Origin of the sequence: Agrobacterium tumefaciens, assembly GCF_005221385.1 — a bacterium.
Lineage (GTDB): Bacteria > Pseudomonadota > Alphaproteobacteria > Rhizobiales > Rhizobiaceae > Agrobacterium > Agrobacterium tomkonis.
Window position 1 is genome coordinate 1,523,468 of record NZ_CP039904.1, and the last position, 25,030, is coordinate 1,548,497.

The 25,030-nt window shown below is 59.3% G+C and carries 20 protein-coding genes; 10 read left to right on the top strand and 10 right to left on the bottom strand.

Annotated elements, in window-relative coordinates; all coding sequences use genetic code 11:
- Position 1: 1 nt before the first annotated feature.
- The 8 genes from tssG to tssA form a co-directional block, all read right to left on the bottom strand.
- On the bottom strand, positions 2-1,003 hold the full coding sequence (tssG, locus tag CFBP6623_RS22230) for a type VI secretion system baseplate subunit TssG (protein ID WP_046801029.1): 1,002 nt from the start codon (positions 1,001-1,003) through the stop codon (positions 2-4).
- Between the two features lie 9 nt (positions 1,004-1,012).
- Complete coding sequence (gene tssF / locus CFBP6623_RS22235; RefSeq protein WP_046801028.1) at positions 1,013-2,794, bottom strand: type VI secretion system baseplate subunit TssF; 1,782 nt, start codon at positions 2,792-2,794, stop codon at positions 1,013-1,015.
- Entirely contained in the window at positions 2,787-3,296 is a 510-nt protein-coding gene (gene tssE, locus CFBP6623_RS22240) for a type VI secretion system baseplate subunit TssE (RefSeq protein WP_046801027.1), read from the bottom strand. Before tssE ends, tssF begins: the two co-directional genes overlap by 8 nt.
- On the bottom strand, positions 3,289-4,113 hold the full coding sequence (locus CFBP6623_RS22245) for a type VI secretion system accessory protein TagJ (protein ID WP_046801026.1): 825 nt from the start codon (positions 4,111-4,113) through the stop codon (positions 3,289-3,291). Before CFBP6623_RS22245 ends, tssE begins: the two co-directional genes overlap by 8 nt.
- A complete protein-coding gene (tssC, locus tag CFBP6623_RS22250; protein WP_046801025.1) occupies positions 4,110-5,504 on the bottom strand; it encodes a type VI secretion system contractile sheath large subunit in 1,395 nt (464 codons plus the stop codon). Before tssC (CFBP6623_RS22250) ends, CFBP6623_RS22245 begins: the two co-directional genes overlap by 4 nt.
- A gap of 55 nt (positions 5,505-5,559) precedes the next feature.
- Positions 5,560-7,041 (bottom strand): type VI secretion system contractile sheath large subunit, encoded by a 1,482-nt coding sequence (gene tssC / locus CFBP6623_RS22255; RefSeq protein WP_046801024.1) that lies wholly within the window; start codon positions 7,039-7,041, stop codon positions 5,560-5,562.
- A 97-nt stretch (positions 7,042-7,138) separates the two neighbouring features.
- Positions 7,139-7,648: a type VI secretion system contractile sheath small subunit gene (gene tssB, locus CFBP6623_RS22260; RefSeq protein ID WP_020010212.1), complete on the bottom strand. Its 510-nt coding sequence runs from the start codon at positions 7,646-7,648 to the stop codon at positions 7,139-7,141.
- A 64-nt stretch (positions 7,649-7,712) separates the two neighbouring features.
- A complete protein-coding gene (gene tssA / locus CFBP6623_RS22265; protein WP_080842918.1) occupies positions 7,713-8,765 on the bottom strand; it encodes a type VI secretion system protein TssA in 1,053 nt (350 codons plus the stop codon).
- Between the two features lie 220 nt (positions 8,766-8,985).
- On the opposite strand from tssA, the gene tssH reads away from it, so the two are divergent.
- From tssH to CFBP6623_RS22285, 4 genes are all read left to right on the top strand, one after another.
- Positions 8,986-11,652, top strand: coding sequence for a type VI secretion system ATPase TssH (tssH, locus tag CFBP6623_RS22270; protein WP_080842919.1), 2,667 nt, complete (start codon positions 8,986-8,988; stop codon positions 11,650-11,652).
- 57 nt (positions 11,653-11,709) lie between these two features.
- Positions 11,710-12,186: an Hcp family type VI secretion system effector gene (locus CFBP6623_RS22275; RefSeq protein WP_046801021.1), complete on the top strand. Its 477-nt coding sequence runs from the start codon at positions 11,710-11,712 to the stop codon at positions 12,184-12,186.
- 109 nt (positions 12,187-12,295) lie between these two features.
- Entirely contained in the window at positions 12,296-12,685 is a 390-nt protein-coding gene (locus tag CFBP6623_RS22280; RefSeq protein WP_046801020.1) for a Rap1a/Tai family immunity protein, read from the top strand.
- 11 nt (positions 12,686-12,696) lie between these two features.
- On the top strand, positions 12,697-13,197 hold the full coding sequence (locus CFBP6623_RS22285; RefSeq protein ID WP_046801019.1) for a type VI secretion system amidase effector protein Tae4: 501 nt from the start codon (positions 12,697-12,699) through the stop codon (positions 13,195-13,197).
- Between the two features lie 137 nt (positions 13,198-13,334).
- Here the strand turns inward: CFBP6623_RS22285 and CFBP6623_RS22290 are convergent, their stop codons facing one another.
- Positions 13,335-15,281 (bottom strand): putative bifunctional diguanylate cyclase/phosphodiesterase, encoded by a 1,947-nt coding sequence (locus tag CFBP6623_RS22290; protein ID WP_046801018.1) that lies wholly within the window; start codon positions 15,279-15,281, stop codon positions 13,335-13,337.
- Between the two features lie 338 nt (positions 15,282-15,619).
- Here CFBP6623_RS22290 and CFBP6623_RS22295 point away from each other — a divergent pair, with 338 nt between their 5' ends.
- From CFBP6623_RS22295 to CFBP6623_RS22310, 4 genes are all read left to right on the top strand, one after another.
- On the top strand, positions 15,620-16,465 hold the full coding sequence (locus CFBP6623_RS22295; protein WP_046801017.1) for an inositol monophosphatase family protein: 846 nt from the start codon (positions 15,620-15,622) through the stop codon (positions 16,463-16,465).
- Between the two features lie 49 nt (positions 16,466-16,514).
- Complete coding sequence (locus tag CFBP6623_RS22300; protein WP_046801016.1) at positions 16,515-17,123, top strand: dual specificity protein phosphatase family protein; 609 nt, start codon at positions 16,515-16,517, stop codon at positions 17,121-17,123.
- The gene (locus CFBP6623_RS22305) at positions 17,117-18,802 is read left to right on the top strand and encodes a metallophosphoesterase family protein (protein ID WP_080842920.1); all 1,686 of its coding nucleotides are present in this window, start codon (positions 17,117-17,119) and stop codon (positions 18,800-18,802) included. Before CFBP6623_RS22300 ends, CFBP6623_RS22305 begins: the two co-directional genes overlap by 7 nt.
- A gap of 80 nt (positions 18,803-18,882) precedes the next feature.
- A complete protein-coding gene (locus CFBP6623_RS22310; protein ID WP_046801014.1) occupies positions 18,883-20,526 on the top strand; it encodes a Na/Pi cotransporter family protein in 1,644 nt (547 codons plus the stop codon).
- On the opposite strand, the gene CFBP6623_RS22315 is transcribed toward CFBP6623_RS22310, so the two are convergent.
- Entirely contained in the window at positions 20,523-21,509 is a 987-nt protein-coding gene (locus CFBP6623_RS22315) for a LacI family DNA-binding transcriptional regulator (protein WP_046801013.1), read from the bottom strand. The genes CFBP6623_RS22310 and CFBP6623_RS22315 overlap by 4 nt on opposite strands.
- A gap of 517 nt (positions 21,510-22,026) precedes the next feature.
- Between CFBP6623_RS22315 and CFBP6623_RS22320 the strand changes: the two genes are divergently transcribed.
- Together CFBP6623_RS22320 and CFBP6623_RS22325 are read left to right on the top strand one after the other, a co-directional pair.
- Positions 22,027-23,880 carry an ABC transporter permease gene (locus CFBP6623_RS22320; protein WP_046801012.1) on the top strand — a complete coding sequence of 618 codons (1,854 nt, stop codon included), beginning with the start codon at positions 22,027-22,029 and terminating at the stop codon, positions 23,878-23,880.
- Positions 23,880-25,013, top strand: coding sequence for an ABC transporter ATP-binding protein (locus tag CFBP6623_RS22325; RefSeq protein ID WP_046801011.1), 1,134 nt, complete (start codon positions 23,880-23,882; stop codon positions 25,011-25,013). The genes CFBP6623_RS22320 and CFBP6623_RS22325 overlap by 1 nt, the downstream gene beginning before the upstream one ends.
- Positions 25,014-25,030 lie beyond the last annotated feature (17 nt).

Below are 25,030 nucleotides of genomic sequence, written 5' to 3' on the forward strand. Positions count from 1 at the left end.
CTCACACGGAGATTACCGAGCCTTCCCGCTCGGTCACGATGGCGTCGGTGCTGTCTTTTTGTGCCGGTGCCACACGGGCCCAGCTGTTCCAGCCAAGACGGGCGGGAGCATCGGGCTGGCCCAGCCGGCAGAAGGGAATATCCTCCTTTTTCAGAATCACCTGCACATCGAAATCGAGCGCGTTTCCGACGAAGAGCCGCGTCAGCGAAAATATCTCGGCCAGCCGTTTCGATCCGGGCGTCAGCGCCAGATAATCCGCATAGGCAACCGGACCGATGACGACCCGGAAGCCGCCGCTCATATCCTCCACGGCGCTACCAGCCGTGGTATTCTGCCCCAGCCGCAGCCCTGATGCCTGTCCGAGCTGGCTTTGTTCGTGAAGCGGGAGCGGTACCCATCGCCTGCGGAACTGTTCGACGACCACCGGAAGCCCGGTAAATTCGCAAAGCGTCGAGGTTAGTGCCGAGACATTGCGATTGCGGTTGGCGAAAAGCCCGCTGAAGCGCAGAAGCGTATCTTCGGTCACGCCGGCCTTCTCGGTCAGGCCGGCCGTGCGAAACCCGGTAAGCGCAAGCAGCGACTTGCGGAAACCGTTGTTTTTTTCCTGATCGGACCAGCGTAATCCCCTGGCGAGGCGATATTTTTCCGAAGCGGTTACAAACAGCTCGCTGAATCTGGCTGCGAACAGATTGAAGAAGCTCGCCAGTGCGCCGGAGCGACTGCGCTCTTCCCGTTGCAGCAATTCGCCATAGGCTGGCGGCAGCGAACCAAGTGGCCCGACAATCGGGGCGAAGGCCGATTTCAGCTGGGAAATACCGTGTTTGCGGCCGAACCCGCTGATTGCCAGCGCCGTGGGCTGCACACCACCATGCGCCGCAATCGTCAGCCCGTCATCCGAGACATGCTGGGCAACGCGAAAAGCGGTGCCCGGGTCGAAACGGCCGGGATCGGCGCTGAGAAGGGCGGCCTGCTGATCTTTCAGTGTCGGTATTTGCTGTTCCATCCCGATCTCCTAGAGCAAAGGCCGGTCTGCCGCGCGGGCTGGCCAGCGGGCAATCGGTTTGGAATGGCCGCGCATCGTCGCCGTCAGCCGGGTGAAACTGTTGATCGAGGTATAGAGGCCGAAGAAGTGGTTCAGCACACTGGCGAAAATGAAGGCGGCGGGGCGTGCGATGAGCGCCGGATCGAATTCCACGGTGATGTCCGTTCCCGGCACCATCGCCGAGCCGATCCGTGCGTGGGAATTCTGGGCCTCGACATTGCTGATTGATTCAACCAGCTGCCGGGTTTCCGGGCTGTCCCTGAAGGAATAAAGCGACAGAATATCCTTCAGCGGAGCGCCGCCATTGTCTGAAAGCGAGAGATGATTGAGCAGCAGATGCGAGATCAGCCGCCATTCGCGCACTGAGCGTTCGTTGACGCGGATGGCCGCCGTTGGCGGCATCAGGGCATGGATGGACTTCACGGCTTCGTTGCCGGCCGAAAGCTGGAGGAAGGGGTGTCCACCGCCAAAGGGAAGCTGGCTCGGCAATTCGCGGTTGATGCAGAGCGTATCGACGCTTGCCACCATGTCGAGCGGTCCGAGCGGCCCGCGCTTTTGATCCACGAAGGCGATATCGGTATCGGAAGAGCCATCGTCGTCAAAGCGGCGCTGGATCTGCCAGAACACATTCGAGCCGTTATTGCGCTGGGTGCGCCCGAAAAACGGCGAGGTCTTTTCCGTCTGCCCGGAGCGGCTGGTCAGCTCGACATTTTCGACGGCGTAGATTTCACGGGTCCGCTGCCGCCTTGCGTCCGGCAAAAGGCGATATTCCGTGCGTGTTCCATCCAGGCTCAGCGGTTCGCAATTCTGCTTGAACAGGTTGATAACGGGTGAGGCGTTCAGCACGAAATCCTTGACGGAGACCATGCGCTCCAGCCGCGTATCCGCCGCATCCAGATAGATATAGAGTTCACAATTGCCGCCGCTCCATCTGTGCAGACCGTCAATATCGAGAAAGAGGAATTTCTGCGGCAGCGCGAAAAATTCGGTGAGAAGCCGGTATCCGTCAAAACTGTTGGCCGGATAGGGCAGCATGGCCTGATCGCGTGTATAACCCGATGGCCTGAGATTGGCGGCGGGCAGAAAAACCGCCTCCTTGTCTTCGGAGTGACGTGCCAGCGCCATGCCCACGCAGTGGTTGGTCAAAAGCTCGTAAAGCGCTGTTGCCTGCTGCCAGGCGGCAGACAGGAAGATCTGGAGTTTTGTCAGCCCCATTTCCGGGAAGGTGCTGCCGCGTGGCGCCGTGCTACGCAGTGAAAGCCGCAGGCAACTCGCCGCACCGGCGAAGGACGCCGAAAAAGGCGCATCGATCGGCTGGCCGGAAAGCGTCGCCGCAGTGATTTGCAGCGGAACGATCTCCACCTCCTGCGTCGTGCGGAAACGGCAGCTCTCGCCGCCCACCGGTTCGGCGAGAATTTCGCTGTGGCGCGGAAGCGGCTGCACGGTCGCCAGCGCGGGGCTGGGTGCAAACTGAACGACGCTCATCGAAGGGATCGGCGCAAGATAATGCGGATAGAGCGTTTCCAGCAGGCTGTCCGTCAGTTCCGGAAACTCGTCGTCCAGCTTCTGGCGTACACGGGCGGCGGAATAGGCAAAGCTCTGGATCAGCCGCTCGACATGCGGATCGTCGGCGACATCGCCCGTCATGCGTAGCCTGCCGGCGATTTTCGGAAACGCCGCTGCGAAACGCGATGCGCGTTTTCGGAGCGCGAAAAGCTCGTCATTGTATTTTTCGAGAAAGCCGTCAGCCATTCGTCGCCTCCACCAGGAAACGCTGCGTGGACGGATCGATGCGGGATTCAAAGCTGATCGGCGGCATGCCTTCCTGAAGACGGAAGCTTGCCTGTATACGCATGCGAAGCGCCCGGTCGCCATCCGTGCGGTTTTTCAGGATCGTCACATGCACGTCGGCCAGACGGGTTTCGAACAGCGAAATCCGCCGCTCGATGCTGCGTGCGAGCCGCGCCTTGGAGGCATCCGTCACCAGATTGGCCGAGAGAATGCCGTCCACGCCATAGCTCACCAGCGCATCAGTAAGCTCTTTCAGCGCTGTCGGCGGGCCGGCGGGGTTACGGCGGGTATTGAGCAATGCCTCGAGATCGCGGCGGATCACCTCGCGCATCTCGCGCGCCTGATCCGTCAGGCTGACGAGCGCATCCGTTTCCGCATCCGGTGCATCATCCAGCAGCCGGTCCAGAACGGAGCGTGACAGCGTTCGCTGCCGCGCGCGATATTGCTCGAGCGGATCAACCACGGGCGATCTGCCTTTCATCGTCGGAGGCGGCGGAAAGGGAACCGATCTCGTGGAATGGCACAACATCGTCGCCGATCAGCAGGCAGCGCTGGCCTTGCCCCGTCGCCAGCGGTTGGTCTTCCTCGCTCCATCGGGTTTCCCGGCCGAGGAGAAGGCCGACATCGTCCTTCGCACCGTGATAGATGGCCGGAAGCAGCACGGATGCGACCGCGCCGTCGCGCAGCGTCAGTTCGCCGCCGCGGAAAGCAAGATCACGCGGGCGGCTCATGGGGTCGATAGTGAGGCTCTCGATGCGACCGTAGTCGATCCAGAGGTAGCGGCCGCCATTGGTCAGCACTTCCAGCGCATGCGGAATCCGGTCGTCCAGGTCGCGAATATCGCCGGCGCTCTTGCCATTATGGCCGATCGGCACATTGCCGCGTTTTTCATCGAGTTCAGCCAGTGCGGCTTTGGCGGCATCCGCATCACCGCTGCGTGCGGCGATATTCGCCCTGATCGCCAGCTGATCGAGTTCCGACGGACCGCCGGGGAAATCCGGCACCGCGCCGGTTTCGAACCAGGCATTGCGTGCGGCCATGGCGCGCAGCTGGTGGCGGAAGAGGGAAAAGCCGACGCTCTCCTGCGGCGAGAATGTTGCGGCCAGATTGCATTGCGCATCGGCCTTCTCATAGTCGCCGGCAAGCACAAGCAGGTCGATATAGAAGTGCCGGCCGTCCTTGTCGGTAGGCTTCGTCTTGACGTGTTCGCGCGCAAGACCGATCGCGTCCTGCAGCCCGTCATCATCGAGAAGGCGGGAAATGTCGTCGCGCAGCGTCATGCGGATATCCTTTGCGGCTCGGCCGAAGGCCCGGATGCGGCGGTGGGCTGCATCATGGTTTCGGCAATGAGATGGAAGCTCGTGGAGACGTCATCGAGCTGGAAATGCGGCTGAAGGCGCACGGTGCAGGAGAATGTTCCGGGCTTGCCGGGAACCTCGAAGACGTTGATCCCGGCAGAGCGCAGCGGGTAGCGCGTGCGCAGCGCCGCTTCCGCATCGTCATTGCCGAGTGTGTAGGAGGAAAGCCAGCTTTCCAGCTTGCGCTCGATCGTCGAGGCATCGCTCAGCTGGCCGATATCGTCGCGCATGATGACCTTGAGGTAATGCGAGAACCGGGAGGCGCACAGCACATATTGAAGCATGGCAGCCAAGCGAGCGTTTTGCCGCGCCGCTTCGCTGGAATAATGCCCGGGCGCATGCAGGGACTGGTTGGCGTTAAGGATCGCCATGCCGGACAGATAGGTGGTGGAGACGGGCACGATGCCGAGATCGGAAAATTGCTGTTCCTGCCCGGTCGTCAGCTGCACCTCGACGGGTGGCTGAGCGGAAAGGCCGTTGCTCTCGATGCCGAGATCGAGCGGCGGCAATTGCCGGGACGAGAGCATGCCGCCATCCACGGCGTCCTGCGTCACACCGCGCAAATCTGCAAACCAGCCAGAATCGACGAAATTGCGCACAACCACGGTCGCAAAGGCGAAGGCGGCGTTGCCCCACAGCAGGGTCTCTCCACTTTCCACCACTTGCTCGCGGAAGGGAAAACCGTCATCCCGTTCGCGCGCATAGGGCCTGTAGGGGGAGCGCAGCAGGATGCGCGGCGCGACAAGGCCGATGAAGCGGGAATCGTCGCGGGCGCGAAGCGCATTCCATCGCAGCCGGGATTTATCCTGCTTCAGCGAGGAAAAATCGTGAACCCGGCTGAGTTCGGTAAAGTCTTCCAGCCCGACGGCGGAAGGTGCGGCCGCGGCCACGAAGGGGCAAAAGGCCGCTGCCGCCACCATGCCGATCTGCGACAGCGTGGTAATGGAATCGGCGCCTTCGACATCATCGGGGGAAAACGCGTAGTCACCGATCAAAAGGCCGACCGGTTCGCCGCCCGGCATGCCGAATTCGCGGTTATAGACGACTTCGAAAAGATGGCTCTGGTCGAAGTCGGTGGCGCGTTCCGTGTTGCGGGCAAGGTCGCGCCAGCTGGCGTTCAGCAGTTTCACCTTCACGTCGCTGCTTCGGCCTGCCTCGCGAACGACCATGGCAAGCCCGCGCCATCTCGCCTCCATCGCCTGAAAATCGGCATGGTGGAGAATGGCGTTCACTTGGCCGCTCAGCGCATCGTCGATGAGAGCGATGAGCTGGTCGGCGAAAAGACGGGCGTCCGGAAAGGACTGATGCGCCATGAGCGGGCTCCGGATGATGAACGGGGCCGGGGTGGCGGACCACCCCGGTCCGAGCTCAGTTCTTGGACGGAATGCGGGCGACCATGCGCAGCGAGGTCGTCAGTTCTTCCATCTGCAACCAGGGCCGCATCCATGCGACGGCATTATAGGCGCCCGGCTTGCCCGGCACTTCCTGCACGGTCACCTTGGCGTCACGCAGCGGATATTTGGCGCGGCTTTCCTCGCCGGCCTCGTCATTGGCGTTGACGTAGTTGGCGATCCAGCGATTGAGCCAGACTTCGCAATCGGACGCTTCCATGAAGGAGCCGATCTTGTCGCGGCCCATCACTTTGAGATAATGCGCAAAGCGCGACGTTGCCATGATGTAGGGCAGGCGGGCCGAAACGGCGGCGTTGGCCGTTGCTTCCGGCTTGTCGTAAAGTTTCGGCTTGTGCGCGGTCTGGGCACCGAAGAACACCGCATAATCCGTGTTCTTGTAGTGGCAGAGCGGCAGGAAGCCGAGCTTGCCGAGTTCGGCGTCGCGGCGGTCGGTGATGCCCACTTCGGTCGGGCATTTCAGGTCGAGATCGCCGTCATCGCTGGAGAAGACGTGCATGGGCAGATTTTCCACCCGGCCGCCATTTTCCGCGCCACGGATTGCCGTGCACCAGCCGCTTTTTGCAAAAGCCTCTGTCAGCTTCGTGCCCATGACGTAGGCGGCGTTCATCCAGCAATATTCATCATGCTGCAGATCGCCGTTCACCGCACCCTTGGTTTCGTCATAGGCGAAATCATCAATGGGGTTGGTCTTCGGGCCATAGGGCATGCGTGCCAGAACACGCGGCAGAGCGAGCGTGACGAAACGGGAATCGTCGCTTTCGCGGAAGCTGCGCCACTTGGCATATTCCACCGTGTCGAAGATCTTTTCCAGATCGCGCGGCCGGGCGAGATCGCGATAGTCCTCGAAGCCGAACATGCGCGGGCTGGCGGCGGAAATGAACGGTGCAAAGGCCGCCGCTGCAATCGACGAGACACCCTGAAGCAGCTGCACGTCATCGAAAGAGTTGTCGAATTCGTAGTCGCCGATGATGGCGCCGAGCGGTTCGCCGCCGGGGGTGCCGAATTCGTCTTCGTAGATCGCCTTGAAAAGCCGGGACTGATCGAACTCGACGGCCTTTTCGAGATCCCTTGCGAGTTCCCGCTTGCCGGCGTTCATGACGCGGATCTTGAGGTTGACGCTCGTTTCGGAATTCTTGACGAGATAGTTGAGCCCCCGCCAGGTGCCTTCCAGCTTGGCGAATTCCGGCGCTTGCATGATCGCGGCGAGCTGTTCGGAAATCGTCCGATCCAGCTCGGCGATCGCGTGGTTGAGGGTGACGGTGAGGTTGCGGTCGTATTTGACCGTTCCTTTCAGGGCCTGATCGGTCAGCGTGCGCAGCAGATTTTGTGCGCGGTCCGGTTCGGTCTGGCGGGTTGCGGCAACCACCTTGGACAACAGTCCCTGATCTTCGGCGGTCGTTGCCTGTGCTTCATTCTTCAGCAGGCTTTCAGCGCTCATGTTCCAGTCCTTCCACATGCGGCTTTAAAATGCCGCTTGAACAGTTGAAGCCCTCGCTACAAGGGCCGTTCGGGGAGGTTATCCTCCGCACAGGCGATTATTTGCTTGCGCCGTTCTTTTCCTTCAGTTCGGAAACCAGCGTTGCGAGGTCCGTCTTGTTCTGAAGGATGTCTTCGAGCATCCGCTCCAGATCTTCCGAACGGTCGGCCTTGGAAAGCAGGTCACGCAGCTCGTTGCGTGCATCCAGAAGCGCCTTGAGCGCGGGAACCTGCTGCACGACGGCGCCGGGTTCGAAATCGTCCATGCTCTCGAATTTCAGGTTGACCTGCATGTCCGTCCCGTCTTTCTGCAGCGTATTGGCCACGGAAATGTTGAGGCCCGGCGTCATGCGACGCATCACTTCATCGAAATTGTCACGGTCGATCTGAACGAATTTGCGCTCCCCGAACGGCTTCAGGGGCTGGGTCGGATTGCCCGAGAAATCACCCAGCACGCCGACGACGAAGGGCAGTTCCTTGACCACCATCGCGCCTTCGGTTTCAACTTCGTATTTGATGTGGACGCGGGGCTTGCGAACCCGTTCCAGCTTTTCGTGTACACTTGCCATTTCAACCTCCTTGATGCCCTTTGGCATGGATGACTGTTATGGGGCGGTGTCTGCCCCGAGTTTGTTATTTTCCGTTGTTTTCTCCGCCGGGTTTGATGCCGGCGGCCGTCAGAACTGCGTTGCGGGCCTGCGTTTCGGGCAGAAGCTCGGCCAGCAGTTCCGAAAAATCCATGCGTCCCCTGCGAACCAGCGTTTCGATGGAGAGCGAGATCGGTGAGTGCGGCTCGGTACGGCGAAAGTAACGCGCAACTGAAAGAAGAGTTTCAAAAGCTTCGTCGCGCGATGATATGCCTTCCGGGGAGGCCACGGGTGCGCGCATGACGGGTTGCCCAATTTCATCCGTGCTCGCGGCGGCTGCGGCCGCTTCAACCGGCGCCGGCTCCAGGTCCCGCCCGCCAAGCGTGCGAATGGCGGCGGCTGCTTCGATGAGCGTGTTTCGTATGTTCGAACTCGGGGGAGCGGCCTGGCCGCAACGCTCGGAAAGAACGGCCATGATCGCATCAAATGCTGAGAGACAGGCATTCACCTCCGCCAGATGGGACGACATGGCAGCAACGCCCGCCTCGGACGCCAGCCGATACAGTTCCTCGCGGCGTTTGCTCTCGTTCGGCCGCTGCGCCAGCTGGAAATCCCAGAGACTATGTTCGGCAAATTTCCCTCCGGGGATCAGGGGCGCGAGCCGGAGCGGCTGAACAAGCGTTCCTTCGCTGCCAATGCCATTTAATCCCGCGAAAGGTGCAAATTTTTCTTCGTCATTTTCGTCGCTGATCGACCGCAATGAGTCCCAGTGGTTGTAAAAAAGATCACTGCAAAGGTCGTAGATTTCACGTAGTCCGTGAAATCCTCGCAGCCGCAGGCTTGCTTCGGCGAGCCATGCCAATATTTCTATGTCCTTGCTTTCGGAATATATAATCTGCAATCCAAGATTGCTGACACTGTCCCAGCTACTGGAGATCTTCAGGTTATCTTGAGGGGATGCAGCGCGCTCTTCTGTGCGTGCCTGGTTTCTTTCATCCTTAATTCTATAGTATATTTCACGCGTTCTTGAATCGATGCGGATGTTTTCTCCGCAATCTCCAAAAAATTCTATATCTCTTTTAACATGCGGCGCGTTCAAGAGCAGTCTATCCCCAGAAAATAGTAATGGATTTTTTGTAGTTACTTCCCTTACGTAAGGCTATTCCTCAGACAGACTTATTCAAAATGTGTCTAAATTGTGGCGTCTACTGCTTAATCTCACCCGACAAAAAATAAACTTCGGGGTGGACAACTCGGTTTCATCATCATAGTTATTCCACGTCACGTTGTGGAATGGACCGGGGCAGGAGGCTCATTGCATGTCGCATATCGATCTCAATCGCCTCATCGAAGCGCTTGAGCCTGACCTGCGCGTCACCCTTGAAGCTGCGGCTTCTGTCGCGGTGCGTCGGGGGCATAGGTACGTGGATATCCCGCATTGGCTGCTGGCGGTTGTAGATGCCGGTATCTATGCGGAAACATTCGAAGAATTAAAAATTCCACTTCCGGTATTGCAGGCTGAAATCGGCCGCAGTCTCGACGAGGCGATTATCGGGGACGGCGACGCATTGTCGCTCTCGCAGAACGTTCTGACAGCGGGCCGGGAGGCCTGGGTCCTCGCTTCGCTGGAGGCTGGGCGGGACCGGGTGACACTTTGCGACCTGCTGCTGGCGATGGATGAGGAAACCTCGCTCCGTTCCTTCGTCCGCTCTGCATTTCCGTCGCTGAAGGCGATGGATCGTGCGGCGCTGGAGCGCCTCCGCAGTTCAGTTGAAGGCGATACCGGTGCGAATGTGTCTTCCGCGCCTGCAAGTTCCGGACAGGCCGCCGGCCAGAACGATTTTTTGCGCCTTTACACCCAGGATATGACCGCCGATGCCCGCAACGGCAAGGTTGATCCGGTGATTGGCCGCGATGATGAACTGCGCCAACTCGTCGATATTCTTACGCGCCGCCGACAGAACAATCCTATCCTTGTGGGCGAGGCAGGTGTCGGAAAAACGGCGGTTGCGGAAGCGCTGGCGCTGGAGATCATATCCGGAAACGTTCCGGAAAAACTGCGTAACGTCCGTCTTCTGAACCTCGACATTTCGCTGCTTCAGGCCGGCGCCGGTGTGAAGGGCGAGTTCGAGCGTCGTCTTCATGGTGTGATCGATGCGGTAAAACGCTCGGCGGAACCCGTCATCCTGTTCATTGACGAGGCCCACGGCCTGGTTGGAGCAGGCGGTGCCGCCGGTCAGGGCGATGCGGCAAATATTCTTAAACCCGCTCTCGCAAGGGGCGAGGTGCGGACCGTCGCCGCGACGACGTGGAGCGAATACAAGAAATATTTCGAAAAGGACGCGGCGCTGACGCGTCGTTTCCAGCCCGTGCACGTGCGCGAGCCGGATGAGGCGACGGCAATACGCATGTTGCGTGGTGTCGCCGACACCTTCGTCAGCCATCACAACGTTGTCGTTCGTGATGAGGCGATCGTGGCGGCTGTGCAGCTATCCGCGCGTTATATGCCGGCAAGGCAATTGCCGGACAAGGCGGTGAGCCTTCTCGACACGGCAGCCGCCGCCGTTTCGCTGGCGCGGCAGACCCTGCCCGAACGGCTGCGCGCCTTGGAAAGCGAACGCCGCCTTCTGTCCGATGAGCTGAACTGGCTTCTGCGGGAACCGCAGGATGAAGACATGCAAGGCCGTATCCAGTCGATACGCGACGAGCTTGAGAGGCTTGAAAGCGGGATCGATGATCTGCGCGGCCGTTATGATGCGGAAATGGCCGAACTGGCGGCGCTGGGCGAAGAGCAGTCGGCGCAGCAAACCGATGCATCGAATGTTTCCCGTCTGCGACCCATCGGTGAAGCACAGCCAGCAAACGCGGAAAGACTTGTGCCGACGGTGGTTGACCGGGATGCGATTGCATCTGTGGTGTCCCGATGGACCGGTATTCCGCTTGGCAAGCTTTTGGCGGACCAGATCGAAAGTGCGCGCACGCTGGATGATCGCATGCGGCAGCGGGTTGTGGGGCAGGATGCGGCAATTGCGCGGATTGCCGACGCCATGCGCACCGCCCGCGCTGGTTTGTCCGATCCACGCCGTCCGCCCGCCGTGTTTTTCCTTGTCGGCATGTCCGGAACCGGCAAGACCGAAACCGCACTGTCGCTGGCCGATCTGCTCTATGGCGGCAACAGCCACCTGACGACGATCAACATGTCGGAGTTCAAGGAGGAGCACAAGGTTTCGCTGCTTCTCGGCTCGCCACCCGGCTATGTCGGTTTCGGTGAAGGCGGCGTGCTGACCGAGGCGGTGCGGCGCAGGCCGTTCGGCGTTCTGCTCCTTGATGAAATCGACAAGGCGCATCCCGGCGTCCAGGATATCTTCTATCAGGTGTTCGACAAGGGCGTGCTTCGTGATGGCGAAGGCCGCGATGTCGATTTCAAGAACACCACAATCTTCATGACGGCCAATACCGGCTCGGAACTGCTTTCGGCACTTTCGGCCGATCCCGAAACGATGCCGGAGGGCGAGGCGCTGAAAGCGCTTCTGATGCCGGAGCTGACGAAACAGTTCAAGCCCGCTTTCCTCGGGCGCACGATCATTCTTCCCTTCATGCCGTTGGGCACGGAGGAGCTCTCGAGGATCGTGGATATGCAGATTGGCAAGATCAGCGAGCGCGTCCTTGCAACATATGGCGCCGACCTGAGCTTGTCCGATGTGGCGCGTGACGCACTGGTGGCGCGCGCCGGCGCGAGCGACATCGGCGCGCGGGCCATCGAAATCATGATCGGCAAGGATCTCCTGCCGCCGCTTTCCAGCTTTTTCCTTGAGAAGGTCGTTGCCGGAGAGCGGGTCGGAGAGATCACTGTCGATTTTGACGGAATCAGGTTCGGCATTCGTGCCGAAGCGGCTGGGGAAACGAATGAATTCGTCGCAACCGAAAGTGTTGGGATGGGTGAAGTTGCCGCGTCGGAAGGGTCTACCCGACGCATGCGGCATTAGACGAAGGGTAACTCGGCCTCGAAGCAAGAGGTCATTTCAGCTACAGGAGCTTACAGCATGCCAATTTATCTGCAGATTGACGGTATCCAGGGCGACGCCACACATGAAGAACATCGCAAGTGGATGGATATCGAGGCCATTCACTGGAACGTGGCCCGCAACATGAACACCTCTGCTGGTTCTGCTGCAAACCGCGAAGCATCCGAACCGACGATTTCGGAAGTCATTCTGACCAAGGTTAGCGATTCTTCTTCCACCAAGCTTTTCCAGGAAGCCTGCGCCGGCCGCACAGGCAAGCTCGCAACGGTCCACATGGTAACCACGGGCAATCCCGGTAACACCTATATCGAGTACCTGCTGACGAATACGCTTATCGCCAGCTACTCGGTGGATTCCAGCGGTGACCGTCCGGTTGAGACCATCAAGCTCAACTTCACCAAAATGGAAGTGAAGTACACACCGTTCGACGACAACAACTCGCCGCAGTCTCCGATGATCGCTTCTTACGATCTGGCGACGACAAAGGCCGCCTGATAGCGACGCGACCCGGTGCCGGCATTGGCCGGCACCGGGTCGTTTTCATAAAAGTTTTGAAGCTCACGTCGTGATGTTTCTCATCCACGTTGGACGAGGCGGGTTTGTCATGCGCTCCCCATTTGCGTTTCTTGTTTCCGTGCCCTTTGTTTTGGCTCTGTCCGGTCTTTCATCGGCTGGCGCGGCCGAGCGGACATGGATTTTCTCCGGTGCCGAACTGAAACAGGCAATCGAAGGAAAACTAGCCCCGGAAGTATCCGATCCGGAAATGCGCCGGCTGGTTTCCGTCGCGAAATCCAGCGCCTATATCGCCGGTGTGGCCGATCTGACGAGCGGATCGGACTGGTGCGGTGCGGGTGCCGTGGCGCCCCATGAACTCACCGATCGGATCTACACCTATCTCGGCGATATCCCTGCGGAAAAACTGGATGAACAGGCAGCCACTCTCGTGCGGGAGGCGCTCAAGGTCTCCTTTCCCTGTGAGCAGAAAAGTAACTAGTGGGACAAGCCATGCGCGTTAACTTTGACACTCTATACGGCAATTATCCGAGCAGCGAGCCGTCACATTCCAACTATATCAGCCAGCGTGATCTTTTCACGGAAATCGGCTGGGAAGATTATATCGGCAATCCGAACTACCATAATACCTGCGCGATCCGCGTCAGCATCGCCTTCATAAAATCGGGCATCAACATCGTGCCCGGTTCGCATCGCATCCAGAAGGGCCCCTATGCCGGCAAGGGCATCGAGGTCAATATGCGCCGCCTTGCCAATCTATTGAAAAGAACGGGCTATCTCGGCGAGCCTGAGCCTTTTACACCGGCAACGGCACGAACCGGAATTGGCGCGCGCAACGGCGTCGTGGCGTTCCACAATATCCCCGGCTATAGCGGTGGCGGTCATATCGACCTCGTGCGGGGTGGTGCGGAAGCAGCCCAATGCGCCTCGGCCTGCTATTATAATTCGGAAACGATCTGGTTCTGGCCGCTTCAGTCCGGCCGTGTATCCTGATCAGGACAGGTCCTGAAAACAACCAGCCATCGTCCTGCGATTTCGTTCAGGCGAAGGGTGTTCTGAAAAATTGTCTTCGCCGCCCGGCGAGGACCAGCTTCTGCCGTGGGCAGTTGCGATGAACGGTCGCGATTTTCCTATAATGCGGTGCGTCTTGCCTGGCGCTCGGAAAGAAATTCATCGACATCTTCTTCTCGCAACGGCGGCGCATAAACATAGCCCTGCACCAGCGTGGCGCCAAGGCCTTCCAGGGCTGCAAGCTCTTCCGGTGTTTCAACCCCCTCCACCACACATTCCAGTTCCATATCCCGGCTGAGGGTGAGAAGAGATTTCACGATCTTGTAGCTCGCCGGCTTTTCGTGCAGATTCGTAACGAAACTGCGGTCGATCTTGATCTTGGTGAGAGGCAGGGCATGCAGCCGCGTCAGGCTGGAATAACCAGTGCCGAAATCGTCCAGCGAAATGCCGCAGCCAAGACGCCGCAACATTTCGACCGATTGCCTGACCTGTTCGAAATCATGTGCAAAGGCGGTCTCGGTAATTTCCAAATCCAGACGACGTGCGTCGAAACCGCTGTTTTCAATAATGCCGATCAGCGACAGCACGCCTTCGCAGGAATTGAGATCATGGGCCGAGAGGTTGAATGATAGCCTGAGGGAGGGTTCCCATTGTGACGCGGAAGCCAGTGCCTTCTTGAGAAGCGGCCGCGTCAGCGAACTGACGATGCCGGCTCGCTCGGCGATGGAGAAAAATTGGGCGGGCGGCACATGCCCGAGGATCGGGCTATGCCAGCGCGCCAGCGCTTCAAAACCGTCGGTCCCTCCATCGCGTATATCGACGATCGGCTGGAACACAACTGAAAGCTCGTTTTCCATATCGCGCTGCTTGAGCAGATGTTCGATGCGGGCTTCGATATTGATCTGCTTTTCGTGTTCCGCGTCGAACAGGACGGCATCGCCGCGCCGGGTCTTCTTGGCATGGTAAAGGGCATAATCTGCCCTGTCGAAAAGCTGTTCCAGCGTGGAGGCGAGATTTGGAAAGACGGCTATCCCCATTGAGGCGGAAACATGCACCGTTCCCTCCGGCATATGGTAGGGTGCTCTCAGCTGTTCCGAAATTGCGTTGGCATTGGCAACGAGTTGCGCATCATCAGGTATGATCGGAGCAACGATGGCAAATTCGTCGCCGCCCAGCCGGAACGCCTTGCTGGCTTTCAGACAGACGGTAAGGCGTTTGCTGACACTGACCAGCAGTCTGTCGCCGACGGAGTGTCCGTAGAGGTCGTTGACCGGCTTGAAGCCGTCGAGATCGATAACGCCCAGCGCCAGACGGGTTCCTGCGGCTCTGGCCTTTTCCAGCTCGACTTCCAGATGGGTGAAAAAAGCACGGCGATTGGGTAGCTCGGTCAGGCTATCCATATTGGCGAGCAGCAGGTTCTCGTTGCTCAGCGCTTCCGTACGCTGCTGGGAGACGACCATACGCTCGAAATTGCGGTAGTTGGTCAACAGGATGGACATCATGCCGGCGCAGACCAAGAGAACATTGATGGCAATGGCGATGAATGTCGGTTGCCGTGACGCCAGAAAGAAGACGATGAATGCGCCGTTGACGATGAGGGTAACAATGAAGGCGGCAGAGCGCACATACATCAGACAGAAGATGCAGGAAATCACGGTAATCGCCATGTAGAAGGCGACGTGAGACTGCGTATAGGCGTCCCCATAAGGCACCAGCGAAAAAGACCAGAGCGTGAATGCCATGGCGATGCCGACCGCCAGGCGGTTTGTGCGCTGGAGTGCCGCGTGAGCCATTTTCGGATTCGGGTCGATGCCGCGTGTCTTCCACCAGAATGCGACCCTGAGGGTGCAGCCAAGGGTGAAAAGAGCAGGAATTCCAACGGTGAGCCAAAACGGCGCCAATTGCATATGCGTAGTGGCAAGCGCCCAAGTACTTGAAAGAAGTATGAAATACATCATCGGCATCTGCCGTGTGAAGGCGCGATACTGTGCTTTCAGCAAGTCCGGATTGTCAGATCGAACAGACATGAAATTTTGAATTTTTTGTTTGGCACTCAGTATTTTCATTGGCCGCTCATCAAGTGCAGAGCGGCGTTCATAACATAAGTGCGGTTACATCATTGGAAATACACAGGGTTAATTGAGGAAGAACCAAATCAACCTCGAGATGCATGTGGTTGTCTTTCGCAACATCCCATTTGCATTGAACAAAGCGCGCTGATACGTCTTGAACGATCCAAGACAAGCGTTTAATTCGGCGTCATCAATTGCGATGGATGTCGTGCGCTGACAGGATTGGCGATGTCCGATCCGACACAATCAATTCCTCCAAAATCGGGCTTGAAAACATTGAACACGTGTGCAATATGAACACGCGTTCACTCTAAGGGAAATGGTTGTTGCGCATGGACTCGATGCCTTATCCGGATACATTGACGGCTCGCGCCGAACTCTGCCGCAGCGTTATTCTTTCCGCCGGGGAACTGGTGCTGAAAGGCTTTCAGGGCGAAGCGACGCGCAGCTTTTCGATGAAGGGGCCGCAGGATTTCCTGACGGTGACGGATGCTGCCTCCGAAGCGCATATTCGCGGCGCGATCGCGGCGTGTTTTCCTGACGACAGCTTTTTCGGGGAAGAAGGCGGCGGGGAGATTGGCGAGCGCGTCTGGGTCGTGGATCCCATCGACGGAACCGCGAATTTCGCACGCGGCATTCCGCATTTCTGCATATCGATCGCTTATGTCGAAAACGGACAGACCGAGCTCGGCGCGATCTATAACCCCGCCCTTGATGAGCTTTATTTTGCCCGCCGCGGCGAGGGGGCGACGCGTAACGGCTTGCCGATCCGGGTGTCGGAGACGGAACGTTTCGATGCGGCGTCGATCGAAATGGGCTGGTCGACCCGCGTGGCGAATGACATCTATCTCGATGTCGTCAAGAACCTGCTCGATATGGGCACCAATGTCCGCCGCGCCGGCTCCGGGGCCATGGCGCTTGCCTATGTGGCTGATGGCCGTTCCGATGCCTATCTCGAATTGCATATGAATTCATGGGATTGTCTTGCGGGACTGCTACTCGTCAGCGAAGCTGGCGGCGATGTCTGCCCCTTCCTGGAAGTCGGTAGTCTTGAGGATGGCGGGCCGGTGCTGGCGGCAGCCGGCGGTGTTGCCAAAGGTGTCAGTGAGGCATCGAGCATACCTTTGGCCGGGCGGCAGCCGTCGGGTGGGCAGCGGGCCGCATCGGCCTTATTTTAGGCGAAGCTTGGTCCTTGAAAGGGCGGCTTGGTGCATGTGGAGGAATGACATGGATGGACCCGTTTATGCCCGGCCTGCAATCAGCCTGATCGCGGAAGGGCTTGGCCCGCATAATGCTGCGCTTTATATCGGCGGCAGCGATGGTGCGAGCGATCTCGGGCTCCTGCGCCGCCACAGCATTACCACCGTTGTCAATTGCGCCGTCAACCTCGATATCAATCTCGTGCAGGCAATGGCGGAAGAGGGCGACAAACGCGCTGTGGGGTATGGTGACATCCGCTATTACAAGCTTGGCCTGATCGACGGGGAGGGCAGCCCCGACACGATGATGCTGGGGGCCTATTATATTCTTGACGGTGCGCTTCGCCAGACCATGCCGAAACGCGAGACCTATCCGTTTCCAGATGGCGGCAATGTGCTGGTCAACTGCCGCAGTGGCCGCAGCCGCTCCGTCTCGCTGGTGGCGCTTTTCCTCCATAAGCAGCAGCCGCATCTTTACCCCACCCTTGACGACGCGGTTTCCGTGATCCGCACTAGGCGGGAATTGCGGCCCGACGAATGGTTCGAGACGCCGAAACCCATGCTTTATGCCGCCGCCCGCCGTGCTTCCGACTGGATCGACATGGTTGAAGGCAGAAAGACCGCCCAATCATGCTGACACGTGCGCTTCCCTCCGTTGCCGTCATTGCAGACGCGCATTTTCATGACACGGCCGCCGATTTCGGATTTCCGGGCATCGAGATCGATGGTGAGCGCATCACCATGCGCAGCTGGTCGGACACACGCGAATCCACCCGGGTTTTCAACGAGAGTGCCGATGCGCTGCATGCCGCACTCGAAGCGGTTCGGCAACGCGGCATCCGCCATGTCGTGCTGCTTGGCGATTATACCGATGACGGCCAGCGGGCGACCACCGAAACGCTGAAGGGCATTCTCGAGCGTCATCGTGACGCCCATGGCACCGCTTTTTATGCATTGCCCGGAAACCACGATATTTTCGGCCCGCGCGGCCGGCACCATACCAAGGAGTTCCTGACGGAAAATGGCCGATGCGTTTCTGTTTCGAGCGATGCACGGCGCGCTGGAGAGCGGGTTGTTATTAGCGACCGGATGTATTGCGAGGGCTATCCAGTGGGCCTCGGGCCCATGTCGGCTTTCGGATATTTCCGCCAGCCGGACTATATTCACTGGGAAACGCCGTTCGGCCTCTCCGACTTGGCGGAGGACCGCCTTTACGAGGTGCGCTCGCCCGATGGGCACAATGTCTACCAGCTGATGGACGCCTCCTATCTCGTCGAGCCGGAGCCGGGTCTCTGGCTACTGATGATCGACGCCAATATTTTCGAACCGCTCGACGGTGCGTTCGAAAAAGGTGAGGAAGCGGCCTTCACCGATAGCACCTCCGGTGGCTGGAACGCGCTTTTGCGCTGCAAGCCCTTCATCATCGACTGGATTGCCGATGTGCGGCATAGGGCAGAGGCGCTCGGCAAAACGTTGCTTGGCTTTTCCCACTATCCGGCGCTCGATCCGTTTGATGGCGCAAGCGGTGCCGAAGGTGCACTGTTTGGCGAAACCAATGTCGTGCGCCGCACGCCGCGCAAGGCGGTGGAGGATGCGTTGCGTAACGCCGGGCTTGCCATCCATTTCAGCGGGCACCTGCATGTGGAAGGTGTGACAAGGTGCGGGGACGGGGAGAATTCGCTTACCAATATCGCCGTGCCGTCGCTGGTTGCCTTTCCGCCCGCGTTCAAGGTTGTCCACCCGTCGCGGCAGGAAATCACTGTGGAGACGGTGGAGATGGATGCTCTGCCGATCAACAGCCGCATTTGCCGAGGCTATGCGCAGGAAACGGCTCTGGCTGGCGAGGATGAGGACCAGGCGTTTGCGGCGGGCACCTACGGTGATTTTCTGCTTGGCCACAAACGGGCGCTGGTCAGGTACCGTTATTTCATCAAGGAATGGCCGGCGGAGGTTGTGGCGGCCATTGCGAATAAAACCGTGCAGGACGTTATTGGCTTGATCGGAAAAAAAGGCGGCTCCCCATCTGATGGCCTCGTGCTGGCTTCTGAACTGCCGATGTTCGAGCTGATTGCCGATTGGTATTGCCTTCGTCAGGGCGCGGGTCTTGCCCTGCCGCATATCCAGCCGGAGCGGCTTTCCCTCTATCGGGTGCTGGCGGAACGCTTCGGCCGTGAGGCGGATCGTCACGACGGTTCCGTTCAAAGCTTTATCGAAATCTTCTTCGGTGCGCTCGGCCTGTTTATAGAGCGTGCTGAAGGCAGTTCGCGTGATCTCACGCTTCAGCTCGCTCCACAATATGAGCGCGTAGCGGTTTGATCTGAAGGTTTTGCAACGGGCCGCTGCATCGCAGCCCTGAGTGCAGAGCGGGCGGCAGGAACGACACGCGAGGTGATCCGATGGAATCGGTCGTTGTCAGCATCAATCTGTTCGGCGCGGTGGCATTGCTGCTTTTCGGCCTTGCGCAGATTAAGGACGGCATGTCGCGCGCATTTGGCGCCAGGCTTCGCACCGGTCTTGCCGCCGGCACGCGGGGCGGATTTCGCTCCTTCTTTGCCGGTCTCGTGGCGACGATCGCCTTGCAGAGTTCGACCGCGACCGCGCTGATGGTCGCTTCCTTCGTTGAAAAAGACCTTATCGCGCCGGCCATGGCGCAGGTTGTGCTGCTGGGGGCCAATGTTGGCACCGCGATGACAGCGTGGATTGTCGCGCTCGGGCTTGGCTGGCTGTCGCCAATGCTCATCCTTGCCGGCGTCATCCTGCTCCGCGGAAAATCGGCGCAGCGGCAGGGAGCGGGTGCGGCCCTTGCCGGTGTCGGCCTGATGCTGCTTTCCCTGCATCTTCTTTCCGCGGCGACCGATCCGATCAGACAATCTCCGGCGCTTGGTCTCTTCATTTCATTGCTTGGCAATGCCTGGCCGGTGGCGCTGATTTTCTCCGCCGTCCTGGCGGTGCTGGCTTCTTCCAGTCTTGCGATTGTCGTTCTCATCCTGTCGCTCGCGGCAAGTGGCGGCATCGAAACGAGCTTAATCATCGTGCTGGTTCTCGGCGCCAATCTCGGCGGCGCGGTTCCGCCGGTGCTGGCAACGCTGAAAGCGCCGATTGCGGCGCGGCGGGTGACTGTCGGCAACCTCATCGTCAGGGCCATCGGCTGTCTTCTGGCCCTGCCTCTTGCCGGTTACGGTGCGGCGCTTCTGGATATGTCACCCTTTTCGCACGCCAATCTCGCTGTTGATGCGCATCTTTTCTTCAATCTGGCTGTTGCCGCCATCGCATGGCCGCTCTCGCCGCTGCTTTTGCGGGTAACGAAGGCAATGCTGCCGGAAAAAGAGGGGAGCGAAAGCAGCCGCAGCTATCTCGACAGTCACGATCTCGACCAGCCGGTCGCAGCACTTGCTGGTGCGAGCCGCGAGGTGCTGCTGGTCGGCGACCTGATCGAGCGCATGCTACGGCAGGCAAGCGAAGCGATGCGCGATAGCGACGTGACGAAACTCAACGATATCAGCATGCTGGAAGGCCGGGTCGACCGTATCCAGCATGACATCAAGGTCTATGTCTCCAAGGTCGGGCAGGATGGGCTTTGCCGCAAAGACCAGCGCCGCGCGATGGATATCGTCGAATATGCCATCAATCTCGAACATATCGGCGATATCATCGAGAAAGGCATCCGTCCGGAAATCGCCAAGAAGATCGATCTTGGCCTGCAGTTTTCCGCTGACGGCAAGAGTGAGCTGGAGCGTCTTTTCGCCGTCACACTCGACAATATCCGCATGGCGCAATCGGTTTTCGCGACCCGCAATGCCGATCTTGCCCGGCGGCTGGTGGAAGTGAAGGAAGATGTGCGGCGCCTCGAAAAACAGTCTTCGGAACGCCACCTGCAACGCCTGCGCGATGGCCGGGCCGACAGCATCCAGACCAGCTCCGTGCATCTGGATATGTTGCGCGATCTCAAACGCATCAACGCCCATATCGCCGCCGTCGCCCATCCGATCCTTGATGAAAGCGGCCTCCTGATCGAAAGCCGCATCAAGCAGGCGGGTTAGCGCGCGGTGATGCGCTCGACCATGGAAACGGGCACGACCTGAAGCCGGGTTTCCGGCAGGTCGCTGTCAAGCGCAGTCAGGACTTTCTCTGTCAACGCGTCGAAGGATTGAGCAACGGTGGTCAGCTGATAGCTTTTCCAGCCAGCCTGTGGAATATCATCGAAACCGACGATCGAGAGATCTTCCGGCACCCGGCGACCCATTTCCAGACGTGCGGCGTCCATAAAACCGAGCGCCAGCAGATCGGTCACGCAGAAAGCGCCATCGATCGCCTTGTCGGCCAGCAATTCGCAGCCGGCCTGATAACCGCTGTCATAACTTGTCGGACCGCCGGACCAGGCAACGACCTCGATGCCTTCTATGGTCATGCGCTGGGTGAAGGCGCCGGCGCGGCGCAGCTGCGCCGGGGTCTGGCTGCCGCTGGAAATGACCGCGACCTTCCGGCATTTGGCCGCCACGAGCCGCATGGCGGCAAGGTCGGCACCGTGGGAATCGTCGCTCAGCACCATATTGGTATCGGTGCGGTCGAGACGCTGGTTGATGAGGATGAGGCGCACGCCATTGGCAATGCATTCGTCGACGATCGAAGCCGGCGGTTCACCAGAGAGAACGACGATTGCCTGGGCGCGGAACTCGAAAAGAAGCTCGATCAGCGGTGCGATGTCCTTGCGCGCATCCGCCGCATTCAAGAGCAGGCATTGCAGGCCGCGACGCAGAAGGCCGATGCTGAGCAGATCGAGCTGCTTTGAAATAAAGGGCGAACTCAGGTTGGCGCCGACGACACCGATGAGGTTGGAGCGATCATTATTAAGGCCCTGCGCCAGACGATTGACGCGATAGCCAAGTTCCTGCGCGGCTTTCAGCACTTTGCGCCGCACCACCTTCGAAACGCTGCCGCCGGGAGTGAAGGTGCGCGAGACGGCGGAGCGCGAGACCCCGGCCTTTTTTGCCACCTCTTCGGCTGTCACGAACCCTCTCGCCATTCAACTTCCCCGGTTGCGAAATCCTAAGCCTGATATCACAGGCGATGTGGCGTCGGCTATTCCTATCGAAATTTTTCGACTGCCTGCCGCTGCGCTGGAGCAGGATGACCTGGCATATCCCGGTGAAACGTCTCATTCGTTCCATTGTCGTCGCGCCGGGAAAAACATTCCGCTGAATAGCGCACTCAAAAAATTACAGTTTTGTGACAAAAAGACGTTTTAAAACAAATAAATAAGATAGTGATCACGTGTGCATTTTTTCGTTGACAAAACGTCTTTTAAGACGGATCATGCATTCCAAGGTGAAGTGAGTTATGGAATTTTTATTCCACTTCCGCTTTGCCGGCGATGTTTTCGGGAGGAGCTGGGATCATCGTTGTGGGCGGGTTGGAAGCCCGCTTCTGAAGCATTGATGCATTGTTGAAGGTCACGCACGCGCCGTCTGTTTTTCAGGCTGCGCGAAGGCAGGTGCTTGCCGGCGTGTCGGGGCAATGGTGTGGCCATACGGGGAGAGATAATGGCTCTTTTAAGCGAATCAACGAAGGCGGAGGCATTGGGGCGTCCCCCTGCGACCGCGCCTTCGGCATGGCAGGCCTGGCGATATCGCCTCAAGGTCGCGCTCCGGGAGCCGACGACGCTGATCGGCGTTCTGACAGCCCTGCTTTTTACCTATCTGATCGTCGTTCCGATCATTTCGATCATTCTCGACGCTGTCCGCGTCCAGTTTGGCCATGAAAGGCGCCTTGGCAAGGATGTTGGCGACCTCACGCTTTATTATCTCGACAGGGCGTTTTTCTCGCCTGTCGCGACTGACCTCTTCTGGCGGCCGCTCTTTAACACGCTGACAGTGGCTTTCGGGGCGATTTCGCTTTCGCTGGTCATCGGCACCGTGCTTGCCTGGCTTATCAGCCGCACGGATATGTTCGGTCGGCGCTGGTTCGCCACCGCGCTGATTGTGCCTTATATGCTGCCGGCCTGGACCTTTGCGCTGGCCTGGACGACCCTGTTCAAGAACCGCACCGTGGGCGGCCAGCCCGGCTGGTTTGAGGCAATCGGCCTGACGCCGCCGGACTGGGTTGCATATGGGCGTTTCCCGATCACCATCATCCTTGCGCTGCATTATACGCCTTTCGTCATCCTGCTGTTCGGCTCGGCGCTTCGCCGTTTCGATTCGCAGCTTGAAGATTCCGCGCGTATTCTCGGTGCACACCGCTATCAGGTGGCCTTGCAGGTCATCATGCCGCTGATGCGCCCGGCGCTGTTGTCTTCCATGGTGCTGATCTTTGCGAAGTGCCTCGGTGAATTCGGCGTACCCTATGTTCTCGGGCTGCCCGTGAAGTTCGAAGTCCTGTCCACTTCGCTGTTTCGCAGCATCGCCTCGCGCCAGACCGGTGTTGCCGGTGTCGTTGCGGCCTCGATCATGCTCATCGGTATCATCACGCTGATGATCGATGCGCGCCTCGTTCGCGAAGCGCGCCGGTTCGTGACCATCGGTTCGAAAGGCTCGATGAACCGGCAAAACCGCCTCGGCAAGATGCGGCTTCCGGCAACCGGCTTTGCGGCCGCCATCTTCATCCTCAGCGTCGGCCTGCCGCTTCTGACGCTGGCGCTCTCGACCATCATGAAAATGCCGGCCAAATTCACGCTCGACAACTTCACGCTCGATTACTGGATTGGCACCAACCTCAATACCGTGGCCTTGCAGACCGGCGTTCTTTTGAGCCCCGATCTATGGGCGGCGGCGAAAAACACGATGATGATCGTCGGGCTTGCCTCGCTGACATCAGGCGTTCTCGGTCTCCTGGTCGGTTATGTTGTCATCCGCACGCCGGTGCGCGCCCTGTCGGTCTATTTGCGACAGGTAACGTTCCTGCCCTATCTCGTGCCTGGCATCGCTTTTGCCGCCGCTTATCTGTCGCTCTTTGCCGTTCCGCGCGGGCCGATGCCGGCGCTCTATGGCACGGTGACGATCCTTATCCTGGCGCTGATTGCCGACCAGATGCCCTATGCCTCACGCGCCGGCATCTCGGCCATGACGCAGCTTGGAAAGGACCCGGAAGAGGCGGCGCAGATTGCCGGCGCTGGCTGGTTCCGCCGCATGATCTCCATTGTGATCCCGATCCAGAAGGGATCGCTGGTGACCGGGGTTCTCCTGCCCTTCATTTCGGGCATCAAGGGCTTGAGCCTCTTCGTCATCCTCGCCGTGCCGAGCACGGACGTGCTGACCACCTATTCGCTGCGGCTGGTCGATTACCACTACACGCAGGCCGCCAACGCCGTGGTGCTGATCATCGCCGGCATCGCCTATTTCGGCACGCTGCTGGCCCAGAAACTGACCCGCACAAATCTTGCAGAAGGACTTGGAAGCTGATGCCTACCATCAACCTGCGCGGTGCGCAGAAAAACTACGGTGTAAATTCCGCAAATGCGGTTTCCGATCTCGATCTCGAAATCCGCGACGGCGAATTCATGTGCCTGCTCGGCCCTTCCGGCTGCGGCAAAACCACGACGCTGCGGATGATCGCCGGCCTTGAAAACCTCTCCGGCGGGGAAATCCGCGTCGGCGACCGGGTAATCGATTCCGTTACCGATGGCATCTTCGTGCCGCCGGAAAAGCGTGAAATGGGCCTCGTCTTCCAGAGCTACGCGCTGTGGCCGCACCTGACGATCGAGCGCAACACGGATTTCGGCCTGCGCCTGCGCAAGCTGCCTAAGGCCGAGCGCGAAGCCCGTGTCGAACGCGTCATGCAGGCGCTCGACATCGCCAAATATCGCGATCGTTATCCGTCGCAGCTTTCCGGTGGGCAGCAGCAGCGCGTGGCGCTTGCCCGTATGCTTGCTGTCAATCCCGGCGTTCTGCTTCTGGACGAGCCGCTCTCCAATCTGGATGCGCGGCTGCGGCTGGAAATGCGCGCCGAACTGAAGCGGCTGCACAAAGAGTTCAAGACCACCATCGTCTTCGTGACGCATGACCAGTGGGAAGCCATGACGCTTGCCACCACCATTGCCGTCATGAACGAGGGCACGCTGCAGCAGATGGGCACGCCCAACGACATTTACGACCGCCCGGCCAACCGCTTCGTTGCCGAATTCGTTGGCAGCCCGCCGATCAATATCCTGACCTTCGGCCAGCCCGGCGTTTCTGATGTTGCCGACAAGGGGGAAGCCTATTTTGCGGCGCGTTATCCGCAACTGCGCGGCATTGCCTCGGTTGGCATGCGACCGGAGGCGATGGGTTACGTGATGAAGCCGGAAGATGTGCCGCAGGGCAGCTTCTCCGGTGAAATGACGGTGACGGGCGTGCTGCCGACCGGCGGCAGCTGGATTCTTGAGCTGAGAAGCGAAAACCACACGCTGTTCCTGACCACCCATTCCCTGCCGCGTATCGACAGCGGCGACCGCGTGTTTTTCCACGTACCGCCGGAGGCCCTGCACGCTTTCGATGCAAAGGGGCAGCGGGTCACCGAGGCGGACGCCGTTCTACGCAACAGCACCTACAACTGAAAACGCCGGCAAAAACG